At 50.3% G+C, this 20,841-nt stretch carries 22 protein-coding genes and 1 other annotated feature; of the genes, 1 reads left to right on the plus strand and 21 read right to left on the minus strand.

The window, feature by feature from the left end:
* Positions 1–131: 131 nt before the first annotated feature.
* The 13 genes from EX31_RS13980 to EX31_RS14040 form a co-directional block, all read right to left on the minus strand.
* Positions 132–1,145 carry a lipoate--protein ligase A gene (locus EX31_RS13980; RefSeq protein ID WP_037035285.1) on the minus strand — a complete coding sequence of 338 codons (1,014 nt, stop codon included), beginning with the start codon at positions 1,143–1,145 and terminating at the stop codon, positions 132–134.
* Positions 1,146–1,241: 96 nt separating this feature from the next.
* The gene (locus EX31_RS13985; RefSeq protein WP_013576118.1) at positions 1,242–1,721 is read right to left on the minus strand and encodes an NlpC/P60 family protein; all 480 of its coding nucleotides are present in this window, start codon (positions 1,719–1,721) and stop codon (positions 1,242–1,244) included.
* 154 nt (positions 1,722–1,875) lie between these two features.
* The gene (gene arnF / locus EX31_RS13990; RefSeq protein WP_013576119.1) at positions 1,876–2,265 is read right to left on the minus strand and encodes a 4-amino-4-deoxy-L-arabinose-phosphoundecaprenol flippase subunit ArnF; all 390 of its coding nucleotides are present in this window, start codon (positions 2,263–2,265) and stop codon (positions 1,876–1,878) included.
* Positions 2,262–2,594 (minus strand): 4-amino-4-deoxy-L-arabinose-phosphoundecaprenol flippase subunit ArnE, encoded by a 333-nt coding sequence (gene arnE, locus EX31_RS13995; RefSeq protein WP_013576120.1) that lies wholly within the window; start codon positions 2,592–2,594, stop codon positions 2,262–2,264. Before arnE ends, arnF begins: the two co-directional genes overlap by 4 nt.
* Positions 2,591–4,261 (minus strand): lipid IV(A) 4-amino-4-deoxy-L-arabinosyltransferase, encoded by a 1,671-nt coding sequence (gene arnT / locus EX31_RS14000; RefSeq protein ID WP_037035287.1) that lies wholly within the window; start codon positions 4,259–4,261, stop codon positions 2,591–2,593. Before arnT ends, arnE begins: the two co-directional genes overlap by 4 nt.
* The gene (arnD, locus tag EX31_RS14005) at positions 4,261–5,160 is read right to left on the minus strand and encodes a 4-deoxy-4-formamido-L-arabinose-phosphoundecaprenol deformylase (protein ID WP_037035288.1); all 900 of its coding nucleotides are present in this window, start codon (positions 5,158–5,160) and stop codon (positions 4,261–4,263) included. The genes arnT and arnD overlap by 1 nt, the downstream gene beginning before the upstream one ends.
* Positions 5,161–5,173: 13 nt before the next feature.
* Positions 5,174–7,156: a bifunctional UDP-4-amino-4-deoxy-L-arabinose formyltransferase/UDP-glucuronic acid oxidase ArnA gene (gene arnA / locus EX31_RS14010; RefSeq protein ID WP_037035289.1), complete on the minus strand. Its 1,983-nt coding sequence runs from the start codon at positions 7,154–7,156 to the stop codon at positions 5,174–5,176.
* Positions 7,156–8,136 (minus strand): undecaprenyl-phosphate 4-deoxy-4-formamido-L-arabinose transferase, encoded by a 981-nt coding sequence (arnC, locus tag EX31_RS14015; protein WP_013576124.1) that lies wholly within the window; start codon positions 8,134–8,136, stop codon positions 7,156–7,158. Before arnC ends, arnA begins: the two co-directional genes overlap by 1 nt.
* Entirely contained in the window at positions 8,136–9,278 is a 1,143-nt protein-coding gene (gene arnB, locus EX31_RS14020) for a UDP-4-amino-4-deoxy-L-arabinose aminotransferase (RefSeq protein WP_037035291.1), read from the minus strand. Before arnB ends, arnC begins: the two co-directional genes overlap by 1 nt.
* A gap of 348 nt (positions 9,279–9,626) precedes the next feature.
* Positions 9,627–10,376: a vitamin B12 ABC transporter ATP-binding protein BtuD gene (btuD, locus tag EX31_RS14025; RefSeq protein ID WP_037035306.1), complete on the minus strand. Its 750-nt coding sequence runs from the start codon at positions 10,374–10,376 to the stop codon at positions 9,627–9,629.
* 19 nt (positions 10,377–10,395) lie between these two features.
* Positions 10,396–10,947, minus strand: coding sequence for a glutathione peroxidase (locus EX31_RS14030; protein ID WP_013576128.1), 552 nt, complete (start codon positions 10,945–10,947; stop codon positions 10,396–10,398).
* Between the two features lie 73 nt (positions 10,948–11,020).
* Entirely contained in the window at positions 11,021–12,028 is a 1,008-nt protein-coding gene (btuC, locus tag EX31_RS14035) for a vitamin B12 ABC transporter permease BtuC (protein ID WP_037035293.1), read from the minus strand.
* Positions 12,029–12,180: 152 nt separating this feature from the next.
* Positions 12,181–12,579, minus strand: coding sequence for a DUF2502 domain-containing protein (locus tag EX31_RS14040; RefSeq protein ID WP_013576130.1), 399 nt, complete (start codon positions 12,577–12,579; stop codon positions 12,181–12,183).
* A gap of 271 nt (positions 12,580–12,850) precedes the next feature.
* On the opposite strand from EX31_RS14040, the gene EX31_RS26175 reads away from it, so the two are divergent.
* Positions 12,851–13,009 carry a lipoprotein gene (locus tag EX31_RS26175; RefSeq protein WP_167686146.1) on the plus strand — a complete coding sequence of 53 codons (159 nt, stop codon included), beginning with the start codon at positions 12,851–12,853 and terminating at the stop codon, positions 13,007–13,009.
* A gap of 348 nt (positions 13,010–13,357) precedes the next feature.
* Here EX31_RS26175 and ihfA read toward each other — a convergent pair whose 3' ends face one another.
* The 8 genes from ihfA to thrS all read right to left on the minus strand — a co-directional run bounded on the left by ihfA (position 13,358) and on the right by thrS (position 20,569).
* A complete protein-coding gene (gene ihfA / locus EX31_RS14045) occupies positions 13,358–13,654 on the minus strand; it encodes an integration host factor subunit alpha (protein ID WP_004089944.1) in 297 nt (98 codons plus the stop codon).
* 4 nt (positions 13,655–13,658) lie between these two features.
* Entirely contained in the window at positions 13,659–16,046 is a 2,388-nt protein-coding gene (gene pheT, locus EX31_RS14050; protein WP_037035295.1) for a phenylalanine--tRNA ligase subunit beta, read from the minus strand.
* Positions 16,047–16,060: 14 nt separating this feature from the next.
* Positions 16,061–17,044 carry a phenylalanine--tRNA ligase subunit alpha gene (gene pheS, locus EX31_RS14055; protein WP_013576133.1) on the minus strand — a complete coding sequence of 328 codons (984 nt, stop codon included), beginning with the start codon at positions 17,042–17,044 and terminating at the stop codon, positions 16,061–16,063.
* A gap of 99 nt (positions 17,045–17,143) precedes the next feature.
* Positions 17,144–17,268, minus strand: a sequence feature (Phe leader region).
* Entirely contained in the window at positions 17,219–17,263 is a 45-nt protein-coding gene (gene pheM / locus EX31_RS26180; protein ID WP_106120997.1) for a pheST operon leader peptide PheM, read from the minus strand. Its footprint overlaps the feature before it by 45 nt.
* 125 nt (positions 17,269–17,393) lie before the next feature.
* On the minus strand, positions 17,394–17,750 hold the full coding sequence (rplT, locus tag EX31_RS14060) for a 50S ribosomal protein L20 (protein ID WP_013576134.1): 357 nt from the start codon (positions 17,748–17,750) through the stop codon (positions 17,394–17,396).
* 42 nt (positions 17,751–17,792) lie between these two features.
* Positions 17,793–17,990, minus strand: a complete 198-nt coding sequence (gene rpmI, locus EX31_RS14065) for a 50S ribosomal protein L35 (RefSeq protein ID WP_013576135.1) — start codon at positions 17,988–17,990, stop codon at positions 17,793–17,795.
* A 95-nt stretch (positions 17,991–18,085) separates the two neighbouring features.
* On the minus strand, positions 18,086–18,637 hold the full coding sequence (infC, locus tag EX31_RS25360) for a translation initiation factor IF-3 (RefSeq protein WP_013576136.1): 552 nt from the start codon (positions 18,635–18,637) through the stop codon (positions 18,086–18,088).
* 3 nt (positions 18,638–18,640) lie between these two features.
* The gene (gene thrS / locus EX31_RS14075; RefSeq protein WP_013576137.1) at positions 18,641–20,569 is read right to left on the minus strand and encodes a threonine--tRNA ligase; all 1,929 of its coding nucleotides are present in this window, start codon (positions 20,567–20,569) and stop codon (positions 18,641–18,643) included.
* Between the last annotated feature and the right edge of the window lie 272 nt (positions 20,570–20,841).

The raw sequence follows: 20,841 nt of genomic DNA on the forward strand, positions 1-20,841 counted from the left end.
AGTGTCTTATGGAATATTGCGCAAGTGACGGGATTCACAACCGGGCTTTTAAGAATGATGAGTAATTTTGCTAAGGTAATAATAAACCGGAGGTTATTCGTCATCATCAGCGACCTCCGGCATTCTCAACTTTACTGGATACAACGCACCAGCCAGTTTTGCAGTTCAGTGAGTTCAGCCTGCATCGCCGGATATCGGATAATGATGCGCTGGCAGGCTTGCCCGACGTCCTGCGCGTGATAGCGCGTGCCTGCCAGCTCCGCGGCTAATCTCTGTAACGGTGCGGGATTAAGGCTGTCGGTGAAAATCTGCGCACGGCTGATGTTGCCCTTCTCCACATCAAAGTGAATATCCACCCCGCCCCAGATAAACCGTTCGTTCAGTAAATGGCTGAAGGCCGGTGCTTTGCCGAAATTCCATTCCCAGCTGCTTTGTTTAGCAAATCTTTCGGGGAATCCCGGAATGTCAGGAAACACCTCCGGAGAGATGATTTCAGGTTTTACATTCCCACCATACCAGTCGAAAAATGCCGCAATCACGGCCTGGCAAATTTGCTCATGATTGATATCCGGCACAAACTCATTGAGATTCGCGACCCTCGAACGCACCGAAGTGATCCCTTTTGCCTGCAACTTTTTGACGTCCGGATTGAGATAGTTGGCGAGACGGCTGAGATCGGCATTAAGCAGTAACGTGCCGTGATGGAAGCCGCGGTCGGCTGTTTCACGATAGGCGGAACCGGAAATTTTCCGCTCGCCTTCCGGCGTCTGTACCACCAGATCGTTACGACCCGAGGCAGTAGCATCGATACCCAGCGTTTTTAGTGCGTTGAGAATAATGCCGGTTGAAACGCTTTTATCGTATTCCGGTTTGCCCGCCATGAAGGTGAAACAGGTATTCCCGAGATCGTGAAAAACCGCCCCGCCGCCACTGCTGCGCCGCGCCAGACGAATGCCATCTTCTTCCATTCTGCGGGTATTGCATTCTTTCCACGGATTCTGCGCCTGCCCGATAACCACGGTTTCGGAATTTCGCCAGAGGAATAACACACGCTGCGTGGTCATCTCGCGGAAAATACAATCTTCTACGGCCAGATTGAACCAGGGATCGTAAGAATCGGAAAGTAATAGTCTGAGAGGTTTCATTGCATATTCATCCTGAATGAGTCTGCTTTGATAATAACAGCAAAAAACAGGATGAAATACGCAGTGAAATCAGGGGGAATGCGATTGGGCACCGTGTCAGATACGGCGCGCCTGCCAGTACACTTTTCGCCAGTAAACGTTGTCGAGTGAAGAACGGGTCACGCCCTGGCTGGTCGAGGCATGAATAAACTGATCGGCAGTATCATAAATACCGACATGCAAACCATTTTCACCGCTGCCGGTTTTGAAGAAGACTAAGTCGCCGGGCAACAATTCATCACGTGGCACTTTGGTGCCGATTTTGGTCTGGTCGGCGGTCGTTCTCGGCAGCACGACGCCAAACCGATCACGATAAGTGCGGAAGACAAAACCAGAACAGTCAACGCCGCTCGGTTGTAATCCGCCGTAACGATACGGGGCACCGTGCCATTGGCTGAGCTGGTCGTTAAGCTCGGCCACGACAGTAATAGAATCGGCAAACCTGCCGCTTGGCGGCGGAGCGTGGCTGCTGCAACCGTTAAGAATTAATGCGGCAACGGCCAGCAGGGAATACATGGATACGGATGAGCAGCGCATAGTGCATTCCTTCTCGAATAGCATCACGGCCTGACCAGACGCGAAGGTTTACGCGCGCCGGATAAGTCGCCGTTATCTAAGAACTAATAGAATTTAGCGCTATTTTATCCGTCATCCAATGTTTAATGATGTTTTTTATCGTCATAAAAATCATTCAATGGGATTTTTTTACCGGTTTACTGTGGATAAGCCAGACACCTGACAGGATAAGCAACCCGCCAATTGTTTTACTTAAGCTGATGCTTTCATTGAACCAGGGCAGCGTTACTGCGGCAATATACACCAGCGCATAACTCAGACTCAGTAAGGTATATGCCCGGTTGAGTGGCAGGTAACGCAAGGCAAAGAACCAGCATCCCATCGATAATATATAGCCACACAGCCCCATAAAAACGGCAATCAGGGCATGTAAATGGCTAACAATAAAGGGAGTATCTATAGCGGCCAGTGAAAACAACGGGATCTGCACTATGCCCCATTTCATCAGTAATTGTGCCGCCGTTACCAGCAAAACACTTCCCGCACTCCACAGGTATCCTTTCATAAGCTGACACTCATTAGTGCAATACCACACATGATCAGTGCGACGCCGCACCAGTGGCGGCCATCGACAACTTCACCGAAGAACCATCGGGCACACAGCGTGATCAAGACGAAATTCAGGCTGAGCATCGGATAAGCCAGGCTCAGCGGCAATAATTGCAATACACGTAACCATAACAGCATGGCGATACCGAGCAACAATATCGCCAGCCCGAGCCAGCGTAAAACCCTCGCCATGCCATGCGCAGCAACCTGTGCGGCCTGCTTCTGACAAAGCTGACCGGCACAGGTGACAACGCTGACGACAAGAACCAGAAGGAAACCGGTCATGGCAGTTTTTTGTAGAATAACAGTGCCTGACGGTCGATCCGCACCGTTTGATCCGCAGGAGGCAGAGAGGATTTCACCGCAGCATTACGGTCAAGTCTGAGGATCAGAGAGACATTTCCTGCCTGACGCGCTTGTTGCAGCCACTGTGAGAAATGTGCCGCATCGACAAAATTGTCTTTGGCATCCGGATAGCTCAAACCGTATTGCAGCTCACCCTTTTCATCAAACATCAGAATATCGCTGCGCTTGAGTGTCCACGCAACTGCGGTTGCCACACCGACGTTATCTGTCAGCACATAACGACTGTCTTTCAGCAACGCCATATTTTGCGTCAAAAAGGGCTGCGGCTGTTTGGAATCCATCACTTTTTTCGGAATAGCCTGTCCGGCCAGCAATGCCAGCACCAGCGGGCAAAGGGCAGCCCAATACCAGCGCTTTTTCAAATCCGTCAGCGACACTGCGCCAGCCAGCGCCCACACGGCAAAACACAGAATACCGATCAGGGCATGCGGCAACTCAGAACGACTGAACACAGCTTTGATGTGGAAAGGTAATATGCCGGAGATCAACAGAACTGCCACGGCCAGCAACACACCAAACACGATGTTGAGGGTCCCATTGGCTTTCAGTGCACGTAATTTTCCTGACTCAAGGATCTTATCTAAATAATCCGCCATCAGCAGGGCAAGCGGCGCAAAGCACGGCAAAATGTAAGTCGGCAATTTACCTTTAGCAATGCTAAAGAAAATCAGCGGCATGATTGCCCAGCTCAGCAGGAAGAACAATTCCGGACGCACGACGCGTTGAGTCCAGCCCGCCCGCAAAGCTCCCGGTAATAACCCGAGCCATGGCAGCGCCCCCAGAAACAGCACCGGCAGGTAATACCAGAAAGGTGCCTTGTGCTGAGCATCAGCCTCAGCAAAACGCTGGATATGCTCAACCCAGAAGAAGTAGTTCCAGAAGTCCGGCTCCCGGTGTGCTATCGCCAGCACCCACGGCAGGCTCAGTACCGCCGCACTCACAATCGCCAGGGGCCCCCAGCCAAGCAGGGTTTTGAAACGCTTTTCGCGCCAGATAATCGGCAGAACCGCAATAACCGGTAACGCCAGCGCCAGAAAGCCTTTGGTCATAAAGCCCATGCCGCAGGCCAGCCCGAGTGCAATCCAGCTCAGGGCTTTTTGCGGTGTACGCGATACCCGCAGGCAGAAATAGCTTGCGACCATTGCGGCCGTCATCCACAGCGTGATCATCGGATCCATCACACTGTAAGTCCCGATGCCGAAAACCAACGTCATGGACAGATAAATCAATGCCGCAGTGTAAGCCGTCTGGCGGTTGCGCCACATAAGATGCGCCAGCCAGAACACTAAAATCGCGCTAAGCGCCGTGCTGAATACCGATCCAAAACGCACGGCAAAGTTGCTGTCTCCAAAAATCATCTGGCTGATATTGTTAAACCAGTAACCCGCGACAGGTTTCTCAAAATAGCGTAACCCGAGAAGATGTGGCACAACCCAGTCACCGCGCTGGAGCATTTCGCGGCTGATTTCTGCATAACGGGTTTCATCGGGTTGCCATAAGAGACGGGTGTTAAGAGGAACAAGGTAAACCAGGGCAAAGAACACCAAAATCAGCGTGCCCCACAGGCCTTTAATTGTTTTCGACATCAGGAAAAACCTTCTTGCTGACAGCCTAACCAGCCTTCCCGACCCGGGAAACTGGCGCGAACCACTTTGCCTCTTGGCAATGTACTGAGATCTTGCGGCAGCAACTCACCCAGCGCGCAAAACTGGATCCCCTGCGCAGACGCACGGGTTAACAATTCATCGAACTGTTTAGCCAGTGACATGCCTTCCACTTCGGCATGAATGGTATAAACCGGTACACCATGATCTTTCGCAATAGCATCAAGAATAAAGTCGTTGAAGTTATCGGCGTTAATCTCGCCGCCAGCCACTTCGTCATAAGTGGGTAACGTCACGGGAATCTGCACAGTGCCCAGTGTTCCGTTTTCCAGTACCGGCAGGAAAGGTCGCGTTCCGCGGCAATCACTGTTGTAGTAAAAGTGGAAACGTTCTTTGACTTCGATAACCCGCTCATCGGCACGCCAGCCTGCGACGGCCGAACATTCGACATCATGGCCCAAACTTTTTTCGAGCGCATCCAGCCCCAGGCGGATTTGTTCTTCCAGCTGTTTCTCGGACCATTTCCCGACTTTTGCCTGCCAGCCCTGATGATCCCAGGCGTGCAGCCCGACTTCATGCCCGCGTTTTGCGGTTTCTTTCATCAGATAACCGAGATCACGCGCGATAAGTTTACCCGGCCACGCGGTGCCTGCCAGTAAGATATCCCAGCCGTAAAGAGACGCCGCATTAGAGCGCAGCATTTTCCACAGGAAGCGCGGTTTAAGCAGGCGCCATAAATGACGCCCCATATTATCCGGGCCAACGCTGAAGAAGAAACTGGCAGTAATTTTATGATTTGCAAGAGTTTGCAGAAGCTGAGGGACACCCTCGCGGGTGCCACTCCAGGTATCCACATCAATGCGCAGACCCACTTTCTTCATGACGGGCACCGTTTCAGGCTTTGCCAGCGTCAGGATTTACTGAACGCAGGAAGAAATCCAGGGTTTCAGCAACGGTTTTATCCATGCCGATTTCCGGTTTCCAGTTAAGCAGACGACGGGCATTTTTGATGCTCGGCGTACGGTGCTCCACGTCCTGATAGCCTTTTCCGTAATACGTGCTGCTTTCCACCAGATTGAAACCAGCGAACGGCGGGAACTGCGCGCGCAGCGGATGTGATTCAAAACTGCTCAGCAGCATTTCTGCCAGTTCACGAATGCTCGCTTCGTTAGTCGGGTTACCGATGTTAATAATCTGGCCATCACATAAGTTGTCGCGGTTCTCGATGATCCGGAACAACGCTTCAATACCGTCGTTGATATCAGTGAAGCAACGCTTTTGCTCGCCGCCATCCACCAGTTTGATCGGTGATCCTTCAACCAGATTAAGAATCAGTTGGGTGATCGCACGGGAACTGCCGATACGCGCAGCATCCAGGTTATCCAGACGTGGTCCCATCCAGTTGAACGGACGGAACAGGGTGAACTTCAGGCCTTCTTTCGCGCCGTAAGCCCAGATCACGCGGTCCAGCAGTTGCTTGGAAACAGAGTAAATCCAGCGCTGTTTGTTGATCGGGCCGACAATCAGACGGGAATGATCTTCGTCGAATTCCTTATCATCACACATGCCGTAAACTTCAGACGTTGACGGGAAGATAATGCGTTTTTTGTATTTGACGCAATCGCGGACAATTTTCAGGTTTTCTTCGAAATCCAGTTCGAATACGCGCAGCGGATTACGGGTGTACTCGATTGGCGTTGCAATCGCCACCAGCGGCAGAACGACGTCGCATTTTTTGATGTGATATTCGATCCACTCTGAATGGATGCTGATATCGCCTTCCACGAAGTGGAAATGCGGATTACCCATAAAGCGGCTGATCGCGTCAGAGCTGATATCCAGGCCATAAATTTCATAGCGGTCTTCGCGAAGCAAACGCTCACTCAGGTGGTTACCGATAAAACCATTCACGCCGAGGATTAAAACACGGGTACGGCGTTTCATCACCGCCGTGGGCAACGTTGCGACACGCATATCCGGCATAATGCCCAGTTCCAGCGCCAGACGGGAACCCTGTACATACAGGCCGTTTTCACTCTGCCCTGCCAGAATTTCCAGCGCGCCTTCGCCACAGGCGATGGTCAGCGGATCAGAAGAAAGCACGGTGCCCGGTTGTTTGTCGTGCTGAGTTGCCAGCGGACGTGCGCGCCAGATAGTCAGCTTACGTTGGCCGAGATAAGAGAATGCGCCGGGATAGGGTTCAGTCACCGCGCGGATCAGGTTATTAATTTCAGTGGCCGATTTGTGCCAGTGAATTTCACCGTCAGCGGCGGTACGGCGACCAAAGTAACTGGCCTGAGATTCGTCTTGCGCCGTCAGTGTGATGTTGCCCGCTTTCATTTCCGGCAACACATCTGTCAGTAATGCTTTCGCTGCCTCACGCACTTTGGCATGAAGTTTCAGCGCCGTGTCATCGCCAGTGATCGCCACTTTGCGCTGACCGACGATATCACCTGCATCCGGTCGTTTGACCATTTTATGCAAAGTGACACCCGTTTCAGTTTCACCGTTGAGCAGCGCCCAGTTAACCGGTGCACGACCACGGTAACGCGGCAGCAATGAACCGTGCAGATTGAAGCCACCCTGCGGCGCCAGAGATAAAATCTCTTCGCTCAGCATATTACGGTAGTAGAAAGAGAAGATGATATCGGGCTGTAAAGCACGGATGCGGTCAACCCACAATGGATGGTTAACATCTTCCGGTGCATAAACGGGCAGGTTCAGCTCAGCGCCCTGACGGGCAACGGAAGAAAAGAACTGGTTTTCATTCGGGGAATCAGTGTGGGTGAAAACTGCCTGAACATCATAACCCGCGTCAACCAGAGCCTGTAAACCAACACAACCAATATCATGATAGGCAAATACAATCGCTTTCATTACTCTTCTTCCTGACTGTGGTCTTCGGAACGAACGCCGACGACTTTTTGAACAAAATAACGGGGACGCGCACGAACATCGTTGTAGATCCGCCCGATGTATTCACCGAGTAATCCCATACCGACAAACTGCGCACCGATAAACATAAATAACAATGCAAATAGCGTGAATACGCCTTCCGCAGACCACTCAGGGCCGTTGATCAGGCGCATTAAAATGAGGAATACCGCCAGCAGGAAACCGAAGATGGCAATCACACTGCCAACAACACTGAGCATTCTCAGCGGTGTTGTCGTCAGACAAGTGATCAGGTCATACATCAGGTTAATCAGTTTCATCAGGCTGTATTTGGAATCACCAAACTCACGCTCAGAATGCTGAACCGGAATTTCTATGGTTCTGCGCGCGAATGTGTTGGCCAGAATAGGAATAAAGGTACTGCGCTCATGGCAATGCAGCATAGCTTCGATAATGTGACGGCGATAAGCCCGTAACATACAGCCGTAGTCACCCATCGATTTACCGGTGGCACGTTGGATCATCATATTGATCATCTTTGATGCCGTTTTACGGAACCAGGAATCGCGACGATTTGCACGTACGGTGCCGACAACGTCATAGCCTTCATCGGCCGTGGCAACCAGGCGCGGGATTTCTTCCGGCGGATTTTGCAGGTCAGCATCAAGCGTAATGACCAGGTCACCGGTTACATGGCTAAAACCGGCCATAATGGCGGAATGCTGGCCGTAATTGCGGTTGAGCAAAACGGCAATAACATGGCTGTCCGGTTGTTCTGCAGCGGCAGCGAGCATGTCGCCGGAGCTGTCAGAACTGCCGTCATCCACCAGAATGATTTCGTATTGCTGGGTTAATTGCTGACAAGCGGCCTGCGTGCGGGAAAGCAACGCCGGCAAGCTTTCTTCTTCGTTGTAGACCGGGATAACCACCGAGACTTTACGGATTGGTTCGTATTGCGCCACTACTGCGCCTCCAGAAGGGAAAAAAGAGCCGCGACAACGCGGTCCACATCGCTGTCCTGCATATCAGGGAACAGCGGCAAACTGCATAAACGTGCCGAATTCCATTCACTGTTTGGCAGGCTCAGGTGCGGATAACGTTCGCGGTAATATTTTTGGGTGTGAGCTGCACGGAAATGTAAACCCGTTCCGATCCCCTGCTCTTTCAGACGTTCCATCAGTGCGTCACGGCTGATACCACAACGCGCTTCATCCACACGGATCATGAATAAGTGCCACGCATGAAGGTGCGGGTAAGCCGGTACAGCCATTGGCAGATAAGGTGAGCCCTGTAATTTATCCAGATAACGCTGTGCCAGCTCCGCACGGCGGGCATTCATTTGTGCAAGACGTTTAAGCTGCACGACAGCCACAGAGGCATGAATGTCGGAGAGATTGTATTTAAAGCCTGGCTCAACCACTTCAGCCTGCGGTTTACGCCCCAGCACCTGACGATCAAATGCATCAACCGCCAGACCGTGGAATTTCAATGCCCGTACTTTTTCAGCCAGAACATCATCGTCGGTGGCAATCAGACCGCCTTCTGCGCAGGTCATATTTTTGATCGCGTGGAACGAGAAAATTGCTGTCCCCTGTGCGCCAATCCAGCGTTCACGGTATTTTGTGCCTGCCGCGTGCGCAGCGTCCTCCACGACCGGAATACCGTGTTCATTAGCAACAGCATAAATCGGGTCAAGGTCTAAAGGCGCGCCGGCGTAATGCACCGGGATAATCGCTTTGGTTTTTGGCGTGATGGCCGCAGCAACCGCGTCGGCACTGACCATCAATGTGTCAGGATCAACATCAATCATCACCGGTTCTGCACCGAGCAGGACAATCATGTTGATGGTTGAAACCCAGGTCTGTGAAGGCGTGATCACTTCATCGCCCGGTCCGATGCCGAGCGCCATCAGGGTGACATGCATGCCGCCTGTCGCAGAACTGACTGCGATAGCATGCTTACAACCGAAAGTGGCAGAAAAATCCTGTTCAAGCTGATGAGTCTGTGGCCCGGTGGTGATCCAGCCAGAACGTAAAACCTGCCCCACTGCAGCTATTTCTTCTTCGCCCATAGACGGACGGGAAAAAGGCAAAAAGTTTTCCATTACGCTATCCCAAAAAGGTAATTACCGATACCGACTGTAGACCGCATTTATTTAACAGTAAGTAAACGCCGTCATGAAATTATGGATCTTATGATGTCGGTTTAATCTTAATTTAACCTTAAGGATTTACCAGTCACGCGAAGCTAAACAGAAAGTAAATAAACAAAAATTAAATAGCAGGAAAAAATAAAAATCATTTAATAACAATCAATTACATTAAATTCTGTTTTTATGAAAAAAATGAACTTTATTAAAACAATGCATCTTATGCGTTTTTTATGAACAAATAAGAATTGGGGTAAAGCGTAAACCCCAATAATAATATAATTAAACCGCTATGCATTAAGCTCAGGTCGCCATTATCCATTGCCTGCCTGCCAGTTCGTGTATCTGAAATGCCACTTTGTACACGTCTGAAAGTATTTCAGGCTGCATGACATCAGCACATTTTCCCGCCGCCATTACCTGACCCTGCGACATAAGCCAGATCTGATGCGCGTAATGGAGGGTGTGGTTGAGATCATGATCGCTTAACACCACGGAACGTCCTGCCGCGCAAAACTCCGCAAGTAACTGATCCAGCGCCTGCTGCTGGGCAACATCCAGGCTGTTCATCGGCTCATCAAGGAATAAAAGCTGACTATCAGGATTCACCGTCGGCCACACTTGCAATAAAGCAGCCGCCAGCCTCACCCGCTGCCATTCCCCGCCGGATAAATGCGTGACCGGCCGGCCAAGTTTATCGCTGAGATGTAAAGCATCACATAAACATGAAACCGTGCGCTCAAGAACAGCAGGATCCACTTCTCGCGGCTGATGAAGGGACAAATATTGAAATACCGGCATCAGGGATGCCGGGGTCAGTTGCTGGCATAACCAGGCGCGAAGACGTGCCAGCCTGGGTCCGGGAACGTCGGCAAGCGGTTGTCCGTCGAGAATAACCTCGCCTCCCCCTGCCGACATACCCGCCAGACGGGTCAGTAAAGTGCTTTTCCCGGCGCCATTCGGGCCGATGATATGGATCCGACAGCCCGGCACAATCCGCGCGCTAAATGCGCTAAGCCGCCCCGCAACGGTTATCTCACGACATTCCAGCATCGGTGTATTCACACGCAAATTATTTCGCCAGTGCGGCTTTGATGGTTTCCATAAGGATCGGATCTTCCGGTGTCATATCGGGTGCAAAACGCTGAACCACGGTGCCGTCACGACCAATCAGGAATTTCTCAAAATTCCACAAGATGTCATCGGGCTTAAGAGGTTGACGACCTTTGCTGGCCAGACGTTCGTAGAACGCGCTGTCTTCCGGTTTGACGGCTGTCGGACAGGCTGCAATCAGCGCTGAATACAGCGGATGACGGTTGTCTCCGTTGACGTTAATTTTGCTAAACATCGGGAATTTCACGCCAAAATGGGTGGTGCAGAAGGTTTTGATCTCATCTTCAGTGCCCGGTTCCTGCGCGCCGAATTCATTGCACGGGAAGCCCAGCACTTCAAAACCACGATCGTGCCAGGCCTGGTAGATATTTTCCAGCCCCTCATATTGCCTGGTCAGGCCACATTGTGATGCCACATTCACGACCAGCAATACAGAACCTTTATAAGCACCGAGCGTCGTGGTTTCGCCATCGATAGTTTTCAGGGAGATATTATAAATTTCATTACTCATCGTTTTCGTCCTGATATTTGTAGGTTAGGGGAAGGGGTTTCAGTGAACAGCATAGCCGACACACCGAAAAGCATCAGCGGATTTGTCCGGTTCTGGTCAGCAACCAGATGAATACCGGTGCACCCAGCGTGGCAGTCACCACACCAATCGGTAATTCCGCCGCAGATAAACCAATTCGCGCCAGTACATCTGCTAACAGTAAAACTGAAGCGCCGCAAAGTGCACAGGCGGGCAGCAAACGGCGCTGATCGGTGATCCCGCAAAGCCTGAGAATATGCGGGATGATCAGCCCGATAAAACCGATGACGCCCGATAAGGCGACGCTCAGCCCGACCATCCAGCCGACGGCAAGCACCAGAATATAACGCCAGGTGTTCAGCGATATGCCGAGTTGCCTCGCCTGCTGCGTCCCGAGAGACAATAGATTGAGTGCATTCCCCTGTAAGACCAGCCACAGTAAAACAGGCAGCAACATTAATCCCAGCCAGAGCTGATTCCAGTCAACACCGCCAAATCCGCCCATCATCCAGTACATCAACTGCCGTAAATCGAGATTGTTGCTGAAATAAATCGCCCAGGTCATTAAAGCACTGCAGACAATCCCAATAGCAATCCCGACAAGAAGCATACGGGCATTCGTCAAAAGGCGTTTACGGGCAATATATAGCAGAAAGAAAGTGACAATCAGAGCGCCCGCGATGGCTGCCAGACTCATGATCCAAACAGGCAACAGGCCGTGGCTTAACATGACACATAAAACCAGCGCGACGCAGGCACCATTGGCAACACCGAGTAAACCGGGCTCGGCAAGAGGATTTTCGAACAACGACTGCATCACTGCCCCGGAGACAGCAAGACTTGCGCCCACCAAAATGACAGCGACAGCGCGCGGAAACCGTAATTGCCACACGAACAGACGCGCCTCAGTGCTGAGCCATTGATCCGGCCACAGCCAGCGTTCACCCGCACTCAGACTGAACACCCATATCAACAACAAGAACATACCCAGCCCGTATAACCAGCGGCGGTCACGGTATTTCTGTTGCTGTTCAAAGGCAGAAAAGGTCTGCGGGATAGGCATGAATGGCTAATTCCTGGGGCTCACGGGAAGTGACTATCCTACCGATATTAGGCAGTTAGCTCTAGCGAAGAACGGCTGAATACCATAAATAGAAATTGAAAAAGCCGGTGACTGAGCACCGGCTTCGGACACGTTTGCATTTACAGGGAAAATCAGTGTCCCTGATAACCATTCGGCGGGATCGGCTGGCCGTTCCCCTGATGACCATTATTATCATGATGATCATTACCGTTTGGACGGCCCGGATTATGGGGCTGCGGTCCTGGCTGATTACGCCCCGGCTTATCATGGTTACGCTGCGGTGGTTTAGCGTCCCAGCGATTACCGTGCCAGTACATGCCATGTTCATTACGCTCACCGTAATGATGGCCCTGATGATCATGCCACCACTGCGGTGGACGCCAGTCATAGCCATCCCAATAGTAACCGCGCTGATCCTGATCCCCGAGGTGAAGTGATACGCCAGGTACGTTGAGGTCAATAGAAACATTTGCCTGCGCGATCACAGGCAAAGCCAGTGCACAACAAAGCAATAAGAGAGATTTTTTCACGTTAGTTACGCCTTCTTTATTTTTTATGACGTGATTTTTATATCAGTCAGGTATTGAAGAAAATATAAGAAATAAGCGTATTTTCGGATAACTTGCTCTGACCTTACAATAAAAACACAAACATGTCCTGGTTGAAATAATTCAACAAGACGGTGTGTGTTATCTATTCAATTCCTATTAAGACACTAACAAATCTTAACGCAAGCCTGACAACAACCTGTCTGCATTCTATTTATAATCGACCTGTTTATTCAAACGAAGGATGTATTTTATGCGTCGTATTTTCGCTCTGCTGAGCATTGCTCTGGTTGTCGTCAGCCTCAGTGGCTGTTTATTCCCACCATTTTGGGGTCCTGATGGTGGCGGTCATGGCGGCGGTGGGCACGGTGGCGGCGGTCCGGGTGGACCTCGTATGTTCTATAACCACTAGTCACCTTTTATAATTCCATTCTCCCGTTCCCGGTTAATTTGTCCGGTGCCTTTTATTCAGATATTAATATGTACATATTATTAACTGAACATAATGAGTGACTTACCATAGGGGCTTCGGCCCCGTTTTATTTGAATGGCATCCGGATAAATAATAAACCAAAGTTCTTTTCAGGCCTTGAAATTTAATCTATCAGACTAATCCTGAACCGCCTACCCCTTTAACGCTATCTTTTCACTTTCTGTGCTAATTACTTAAAAGCGTTAAAACCTATTGTTTCCGATGACACTGCACTCTTAACAATCAGATAAAAAAAAGGCCGCTTTCGCGGCCTTTTGATGTTTTCACTTATTCTTTCGGCGTGGCATTCTCTACACGACTTTTCAATTTCTGTCCCGGACGGAAAGTCACCACACGACGCGCCGTGATCGGAATATCTTCGCCGGTTTTCGGGTTACGTCCCGGACGTTGGTTTTTGTCACGCAAATCAAAATTGCCAAAGCCAGACAGTTTAACTTGCTCGCCATTTTCCAAAGCACGACGTACTTCTTCGAAAAATATTTCAACAAGGTCTTTGGCATCCCGTTTGCTCAGCCCGAGCTTTTCAAACAGGTGTTCTGACATTTCAGCTTTAGTAAGCGCCATAGGTTCAATCCCTCAAGGATGCTTGGAATCGCTGTTTTAGAGCCTCTACACATTTTGCAACGGTAGCGGCGATCTCCTCTTCTTCCAGTGTACGGCCGGTATCCTGCAACACCAGACTGATAGCCAGGCTCTTGTAACCTTCAGCTACGCCCTTGCCACGGTACACATCAAACAAGTTTACGCCAACTACCTGATTTGCGCCAACTTTCTTGCACTCTGCCAAAATATCGTCTGCGGGCACGTTTTCGGCCACTACCACAGCGATGTCACGACGGTTCGCCGGGAAGCGAGAAATCTCTTTCGCATCAGGCAGTACGCGGTCTGCGACCTTATTCCACAACATTTCGAAGACCACGGTACGACCATTAAGATCGAGTTTACGTTCCAGCTCAGGGTGTACTACACCAATGAAACCAATACGTTCGCCGCGTAAATAAATTGCTGCGCTCTGCCCAGGATGCAACGCAGGATTCGCTTCCACCTTGAACTGTACATCGTTCATTTTGCCGGTAAGCTCAAGAATAGCCTCAAGATCACCTTTCAAATCGTAGTAGTCAACTGCCTGACGCGCCAGATCCCAATGCTCTTCATTTTTAGTGCCGGAGATCACACCAGACAGCATGACGTCCTGACGGATACCCAAATCGGCTTGCGTATCAGGTACAAAGCGCAGGCCGCTTTCAAATAAACGTACGCGACTTTGCTGACGATTCTGGTTATTTACTACAGCAGTCAGCAGGCCAGACCACAGGGAAAGACGCATTGCAGACATTTCAACCGAGATCGGGCCGGGTAAAATCAGCGCTTCTTCGCCGGGATGCAGCAGAGCCTGCACTTTTGGATCGACAAAACTGTAAGTGATCGCTTCCTGGAAACCACGATCAACCAGCAGATTTTTCACACGTTTCAGTGAAAGGTTCGCTTCACGGTGCTTGGTCATCACCAGACTGGCTTTAACCGGCACATCAGGAATGTTGTTGTAGCCGTAGACACGCGCGACTTCTTCCACCAGGTCTTCTTCGATTTGCATATCGAAACGCCAGCTTGGCGCCACAGCTACCCAGTGGTCGCCATTATGCTGAACCTTACACCCCAGACGGGTCAGGATGTCAGTCACCTGAGCATCTTCAACATGATGCCCGATCAGGCGATCCAGTTTTTCACGACGCAAGGTGATGGTTGCCGCTTTCGGCAAATCAACGTCGGAGGTCGCTTCAATAACCGGACCGGCTTCACCACCACAAATGCTCAGCAACAACGCAGTAGCCCGTTCGATAGCTTTGAACTGCAGCTCAGGATCCACACCACGTTCATAGCGATGAGAAGCATCCGTGTGCAGCCCCTGACGGCGTGCACGGCCAGTAATTGAGAGCGGTGCAAAGAACGCAGATTCCAGCAGGACGTCCTGCGTCTCGTCGTTCACACCGGAATGTTCGCCACCAAAGATACCGGCCATTGCCAGGGCTTTCTCATGGTCTGCGATGACCAGCGTATCTTCCGCCAGTTTCGCCTCTGTGCCATCGAGCAACGTTAATGCTTCGTCTTTCTGCGCCATGCGCACGACGATGCCACCACTGATGCGATTCAGATCAAACGCATGCATTGGCTGGCCGAGTTCGAGTAACACGTAGTTCGTGATATCGACCACGGCGTCGATAGAACGGGTGCCACAGCGACGCAGTTTTTCACGCATCCACAATGGTGTAGGTGCTTTAACATTGATGCCTTTAACGACACGGCCCAGATAGCGCGGACACGCTTGTGGCGCCTGCACATCAATGGGAATGGTGGCATCAATCGTTGCTTTCACCGGGTTCATTTCCGGCTCAACCAGTGGCAACTGGTTGATGACAGCAACATCACGCGCCACGCCGAGCATACCCAGGCAATCAGCACGGTTTGGCGTTACGCTGATTTCAATCGTGGTGTCATCGAGTTTCAGGAATTCACGGATATCTGTACCGACTGGCGCATCAAGCGGCAGTTCAATAATACCGTCGTGATCCTCTGAAATACCCAGCTCAGAGAATGAACAAAGCATGCCTTCTGAAGGCTCGCCACGCAATTTGGCAGCTTTGATTTTGAAATCACCCGGCAATACGGCGCCCACCGTTGCAACTGCAACTTTAAGGCCCTGACGACAGTTTGGCGCGCCACAAACGATGTCCAGCAGACGATCGCCGCCCACATTGACTTTAGTCACACGCAGTTTGTCTGCGTTTGGATGCTGACCGCATTCGACAACTTCACCGACAACCACGCCATTAAATGCGCCTGCAACCGGCTCAACGCCATCAACTTCCAGGCCGGCCATAGTAATTTGGTCTGATAATGCTTCGCTGCTAATGGCTGGGTTTACCCACTCACGCAACCAGAGTTCACTGAATTTCATGTGATATTCCCGCCTTACTTAAACTGTTTGAGGAAACGCAGATCGTTTTCGAAGAATGCACGCAGATCAGTCACGCCATAACGCAACATAGTCAGACGTTCCATCCCCATTCCGAAGGCAAAACCGGAATACACTTCAGGGTCGATGCCCACATTGCGCAGGACATTCGGATGCACCATGCCGCAACCCAGCACTTCCAGCCATTTACCATTTTTGCCCATCACATCCACTTCTGCGGAAGGTTCTGTGAACGGGAAATAGGAAGGACGGAAACGTATCTGCAAATCAGCTTCAAAGAAGTTGTTCAGGAAATCGTGCAATGTGCCTTTCAGGTTAGAGAAGCTGATGTCTTTATCAACGATCAGGCCTTCCATCTGATGGAACATCGGGGTGTGAGTCTGATCGTAATCGTTACGATAGACGCGGCCCGGCGCGATAATACGAATTGGCGGCTGCTGGTCTTTCATGGTGCGGATCTGAACACCGGAAGTTTGCGTGCGCAGCAGGCGTTTGGCATCAAACCAGAAAGTATCGTGATCGGCACGTGCCGGGTGATGACCCGGAATGTTCAGGGCATCAAAGTTGTGATAGTCATCTTCGATTTCAGGGCCGGTTTCCACGGTAAAGCCTAATTCACCAAAGAAGGTTTCAATGCGGTCGATAGTACGGGTCACCGGGTGCAGACCACCGTTTTCGATGCGACGGCCAGGCAGGGAAACGTCAATTGTTTCCTCTGCCAGGCGGGCATTCAGTTCAGCGGACTCCAGCATATTTTTACGCGCGTTCAGGGCTTCCTGAACCTGCGCTTTCGCTTCATTGATGACCGCGCCCGCAGCCGGGCGTTCTTCCGCAGGTAATTCACGGAGGGTTGTCATCTGGAGTGTCAGGTGGCCTTTCTTACCCAGATATTCGACACGCACATTATCCAGCGCGGCGATATCCTGAGCACTCTCTACGGCTGCCTTGGCATTGGCAACCAGCTCTGCGAGATGTGGCATTGCTTTCCTCTTCTTCTGGCCAATATGGCCCGATGTAAAATAACCGTGATTAATCAGGGGCGCGATTTTGACCCTGAACCTTAGCGTATAAAGCACAGATACAAAAAAGCCTCCACGAGGGAGGCTTAGGCGCTACTTTTCGTTTCTTCTCTTACGCGCGAAAGCCTTCCAAAGTCAGGCGCTAAAGTAAAAAAAGAAACGGAAAATAGCAGCATTCATGCTTGCGTTACCTTGTCGGTTGTAAATCTTATGCCGTAATTGAAACGAAACTGTGGGTATTAAACAACGAAACAGAATGTTTTTAAACACAAAATATAAAAGAGGGAGCAAGCTCCCTCTTTCACCTGACTTACGCCAGAGCTGCTTTCGCTTTTTCGACCAGTGCAGAGAATGCCACTTTGTCGAATACTGCGATGTCAGCCAAGATCTTACGGTCAATTTCAATAGAAGCTTTTTTCAAGCCGTTAATGAATTTGCTGTAAGACATGTCGTTCTGACGAGCTGCTGCGTTGATACGCGCGATCCACAGCTGACGGAACTGACGTTTCTTTTGACGACGGTCACGGTAAGCGTATTGACCAGCTTTGATAACAGCCTGGAATGCAACACGATATACGCGAGAACGGGCACCGTAGTAGCCTTTCGCCTGTTTTAAGATTTTCTTGTGACGTGCACGTGCAATCACACCACGTTTTACGCGAGCCATATGCTCTCCTGAGTTTTATATTCTAGATGAAAAAAAGTGTATTTATGCGTACGGCAGACATGCAGAGACCAGACCCAAATCGTTCTTGGATACCAGGCCTTTTGGACGCAAGTGACGTTTACGCTTAGTAGCTTTTTTGGTCAGAATATGACGCAGGTTTGCGTGCTTACGCTTAAAACCACCATTGGCGGTTTTTTTGAAGCGTTTAGCGGCGCCGCGTACTGTTTTGATCTTTGGCATTTTAAATTCCACTTCGCATTGTTATTAACATGAATCAGAAAGGCGAATCCAGAATACGCGGTGCGAACACCGCGTAGCAGGATTACTTGGAAGCCTTACTGTTTCTTCTTAGGTGCGAGCACCATGATCATCTGACGACCTTCGATCTTCGTAGGGAAGGATTCGACAACGGCCAGTTCAGAATCTTCACACAGGTCTTTACGGACGCGGTTAAGCACTTCCATACCGATCTGTTGGTGCGCCATTTCACGCCCACGGAAACGCAGGGTGATTTTGGCTTTATCGCCATCTTCCAGAAAGCGAATCAGGTTGCGTAGTTTGACCTGATAGTCGCCATCATCGGTACCAGGTCGGAATTTGATTTCCTTAACCTGAATAACTTTTTGTTTCTTTTTCTGCTCTTTGGTCGACTTGCTCTTCTCGTAGAGGAATTTGCCGTAATCCATGATTCGACAAACTGGCGGCTCGGCATTCGGACTGATTTCTACTAAATCGACGCCCGCTTCCTCAGCTTTTTCAAGAGCTTCATTCAGACTGACAATACCAATCTGCTCGCCATCGACGCCGGTGAGGCGAACTTCTTGCGCGCGAATCTCTTTGTTAATGCGATTAGGACGCGCCGGTTGAACTCGTTTTCCGCCTTTAATACTTTATTCCTCCAGTTGATGAAGACTTCTGCTGCGGATTTCCGCCAGCAGTTTGTCAACGACTTCGCTAACATCCATGCTTCCTAAGTCTTTGCCGCGGCGGGTACGAACAGCAACTTTGCCTGCTTCGACCTCTTTATCGCCACAAACTAACATATAAGGAACACGGCGTAGCGTGTGTTCGCGGATTTTAAAGCCAATCTTCTCATTTCTCAAGTCGGCTTTAACGCGAATGCCTGCATCTTGCAGTTTTTTAGTTAATTCTTCGACATAGGTAGCTTGTGAATCAGTGATATTCATAATCACTACCTGAACCGGAGCCATCCAGGTTGGGAAGAAGCCCGCGTATTCTTCAGTCAGAATACCAATGAAGCGTTCCATTGAACCTAGGATAGCACGGTGAATCATTACCGGAACCTGACGGTCGTTACTTTCGCCAATATAAGAGGCGTTCAAACGACCAGGTAATGAAAAGTCGAGCTGCACGGTACCACACTGCCACGCACGATCCAAACAATCATGCAAGGTAAATTCAATTTTTGGACCGTAGAACGCCCCTTCACCCGGCTGATATTCGAACGGAATGTCGTTTTCCGTCAGCGCAGCCGCCAGGTCATCCTCAGCACGAGTCCACATTTCGTCAGTACCAATGCGCTTCTCAGGACGGGTGGACAGTTTCACCACGATTTTTTCGAAGCCAAACGTGCTGTACATGTCATACACCATGCGGATACAGCTGTTCACTTCATCACGCACCTGCTCTTCTGTACAGAAGATGTGAGCATCGTCCTGAGTGAAGCCACGAACACGCATCAGGCCATGTAATGCACCAGATGGCTCATTACGGTGGCAACTGCCAAACTCAGCCATACGCAATGGCAGATCACGGTAAGATTTCAGACCCTGATTGAAGATCTGAACGTGTCCCGGACAGTTCATTGGCTTGATGCAATATTCACGGTTTTCAGAAGAGGTCGTGAACATCGCTTCTTTGTAGTTTTCCCAGTGACCGGTTTTTTCCCACAGCACGCGGTCCATCATGAACGGACCTTTTACTTCCTGATAGTCATAAGACTTCAGTTTCATGCGTACAAAGGCTTCCAGCTCACGGAAAATGGTCCAGCCGTCGTTGTGCCAGAACACCATACCTGGTGCTTCTTCCTGCATATGGTACAGGTCAAGTTGCTTACCAATTTTACGGTGGTCACGTTTACCGGCTTCTTCCAGACGCTGAATGTAAGCATTCAGCTGCTTTTTATCCGCCCACGCAGTGCCGTAGATACGTTGCAACATTTTGTTATCGCTGTTGCCACGCCAGTAAGCACCGGAGGTTTTCTGCAGTTTGAAATGATGGCAGAAACGCATGTTCGGTACGTGCGGACCACGGCACATATCCACGTATTCTTCGTGGTGATACAGACCCGGATGGTCATCATGACTGATGTTTTCATCCAGAATCGCCACTTTGTATTCTTCGCCACGGCTTGCAAAGGTATCGCGCGCTTCCTGCCAGCTGACTTTCTTTTTAATGACGTCGTAATTCTTTTCAGCCAGTTCGTGCATGCGCTTTTCAAGCAGTTCGATATCTTCCTGAGTCAGCGTACGATCTAAATCGACGTCGTAATAGAAGCCATTATCGATAACCGGGCCGATTGCCATTTTGGTGTCTGGCCACAGTTGTTTAATGGCATGACCCAAAAGGTGCGCACAGGAGTGGCGCAAAATTTCAAGACCGGCTTCGTCTTTAGCGGTGATGATCGCCAGTTGCGCGTCAACCTCAATCAGGTCGGTTGCATCAACCAGTTCGCCGTTAACACGACCAGCGATACAGGCTTTCGCCAGGCCAGGGCCGATATCAAGGGCAACATCAAGGGGAGAAACGGGGCGATCAAAAACGCGCTGGCTTCCATCAGGAAGAGTAATGACAGGCATGCTAATTCCTTAATCTACAGTGGTGCCCCACACGACAGAGCACATCTAGAAAAATATTTGAGTTTAAATTCACGTAGTTATTCACGCTATTTAGCTTTACCTTGCCAAATATAGGCACCCTGAATACATCACGTAATTGTATCGGGATGCGACGCGAAAACAGTCCATAAGTTTAGCATTCGTAAAGTGCGAATTTCCAGCAACCTGTGTTGCTAAACGCGGATATTTTTCGTGTAATCCCCCCCTGACACGTTAAGGTAACCAGAGCAGCA

It is taken from the genome of Rahnella sp. WP5 (genome assembly GCF_000745615.1).
Taxonomy (GTDB): Bacteria; Pseudomonadota; Gammaproteobacteria; order Enterobacterales; family Enterobacteriaceae; genus Rahnella; species Rahnella aceris.

Excerpts from the sequence above, each read along its gene's own strand:
- arnA (WP_037035289.1), bottom strand. The coding sequence starts at position 7,156 with ATGAAAGCGATTGTATTTGCCTATCATGATATTGGTTGTGTTGGTTTA.
- arnB (WP_037035291.1), bottom strand. The coding sequence starts at position 9,278 with ATGGAAAACTTTTTGCCTTTTTCCCGTCCGTCTATGGGCGAAGAAGAA.
- arnD (WP_037035288.1), bottom strand. The coding sequence starts at position 5,160 with ATGAAGAAAGTGGGTCTGCGCATTGATGTGGATACCTGGAGTGGCACC.
- btuD (WP_037035306.1), bottom strand. The coding sequence starts at position 10,376 with ATGCTGGAATGTCGTGAGATAACCGTTGCGGGGCGGCTTAGCGCATTT.
- EX31_RS13980 (WP_037035285.1), bottom strand. The coding sequence starts at position 1,145 with ATGAAACCTCTCAGACTATTACTTTCCGATTCTTACGATCCCTGGTTC.
- pheS (WP_013576133.1), bottom strand. The coding sequence starts at position 17,044 with ATGCCACATCTCGCAGAGCTGGTTGCCAATGCCAAGGCAGCCGTAGAG.
- pheT (WP_037035295.1), bottom strand. The coding sequence starts at position 16,046 with ATGAAATTCAGTGAACTCTGGTTGCGTGAGTGGGTAAACCCAGCCATT.
- EX31_RS13985 (WP_013576118.1), bottom strand. The coding sequence starts at position 1,721 with ATGCGCTGCTCATCCGTATCCATGTATTCCCTGCTGGCCGTTGCCGCA.
- thrS (WP_013576137.1), bottom strand. The coding sequence starts at position 20,569 with ATGCCTGTCATTACTCTTCCTGATGGAAGCCAGCGCGTTTTTGATCGC.
- arnT (WP_037035287.1), bottom strand. The coding sequence starts at position 4,261 with ATGTCGAAAACAATTAAAGGCCTGTGGGGCACGCTGATTTTGGTGTTC.
- rpmI (WP_013576135.1), bottom strand. The coding sequence starts at position 17,990 with ATGCCAAAGATCAAAACAGTACGCGGCGCCGCTAAACGCTTCAAAAAA.
- EX31_RS26175 (WP_167686146.1), top strand. The coding sequence starts at position 12,851 with ATGCGTCGTATTTTCGCTCTGCTGAGCATTGCTCTGGTTGTCGTCAGC.
- arnE (WP_013576120.1), bottom strand. The coding sequence starts at position 2,594 with ATGACCGGTTTCCTTCTGGTTCTTGTCGTCAGCGTTGTCACCTGTGCC.
- ihfA (WP_004089944.1), bottom strand. The coding sequence starts at position 13,654 with ATGGCGCTTACTAAAGCTGAAATGTCAGAACACCTGTTTGAAAAGCTC.
- btuC (WP_037035293.1), bottom strand. The coding sequence starts at position 12,028 with ATGCCTATCCCGCAGACCTTTTCTGCCTTTGAACAGCAACAGAAATAC.
- arnF (WP_013576119.1), bottom strand. The coding sequence starts at position 2,265 with ATGAAAGGATACCTGTGGAGTGCGGGAAGTGTTTTGCTGGTAACGGCG.
- EX31_RS14030 (WP_013576128.1), bottom strand. The coding sequence starts at position 10,947 with ATGAGTAATGAAATTTATAATATCTCCCTGAAAACTATCGATGGCGAA.
- rplT (WP_013576134.1), bottom strand. The coding sequence starts at position 17,750 with ATGGCTCGCGTAAAACGTGGTGTGATTGCACGTGCACGTCACAAGAAA.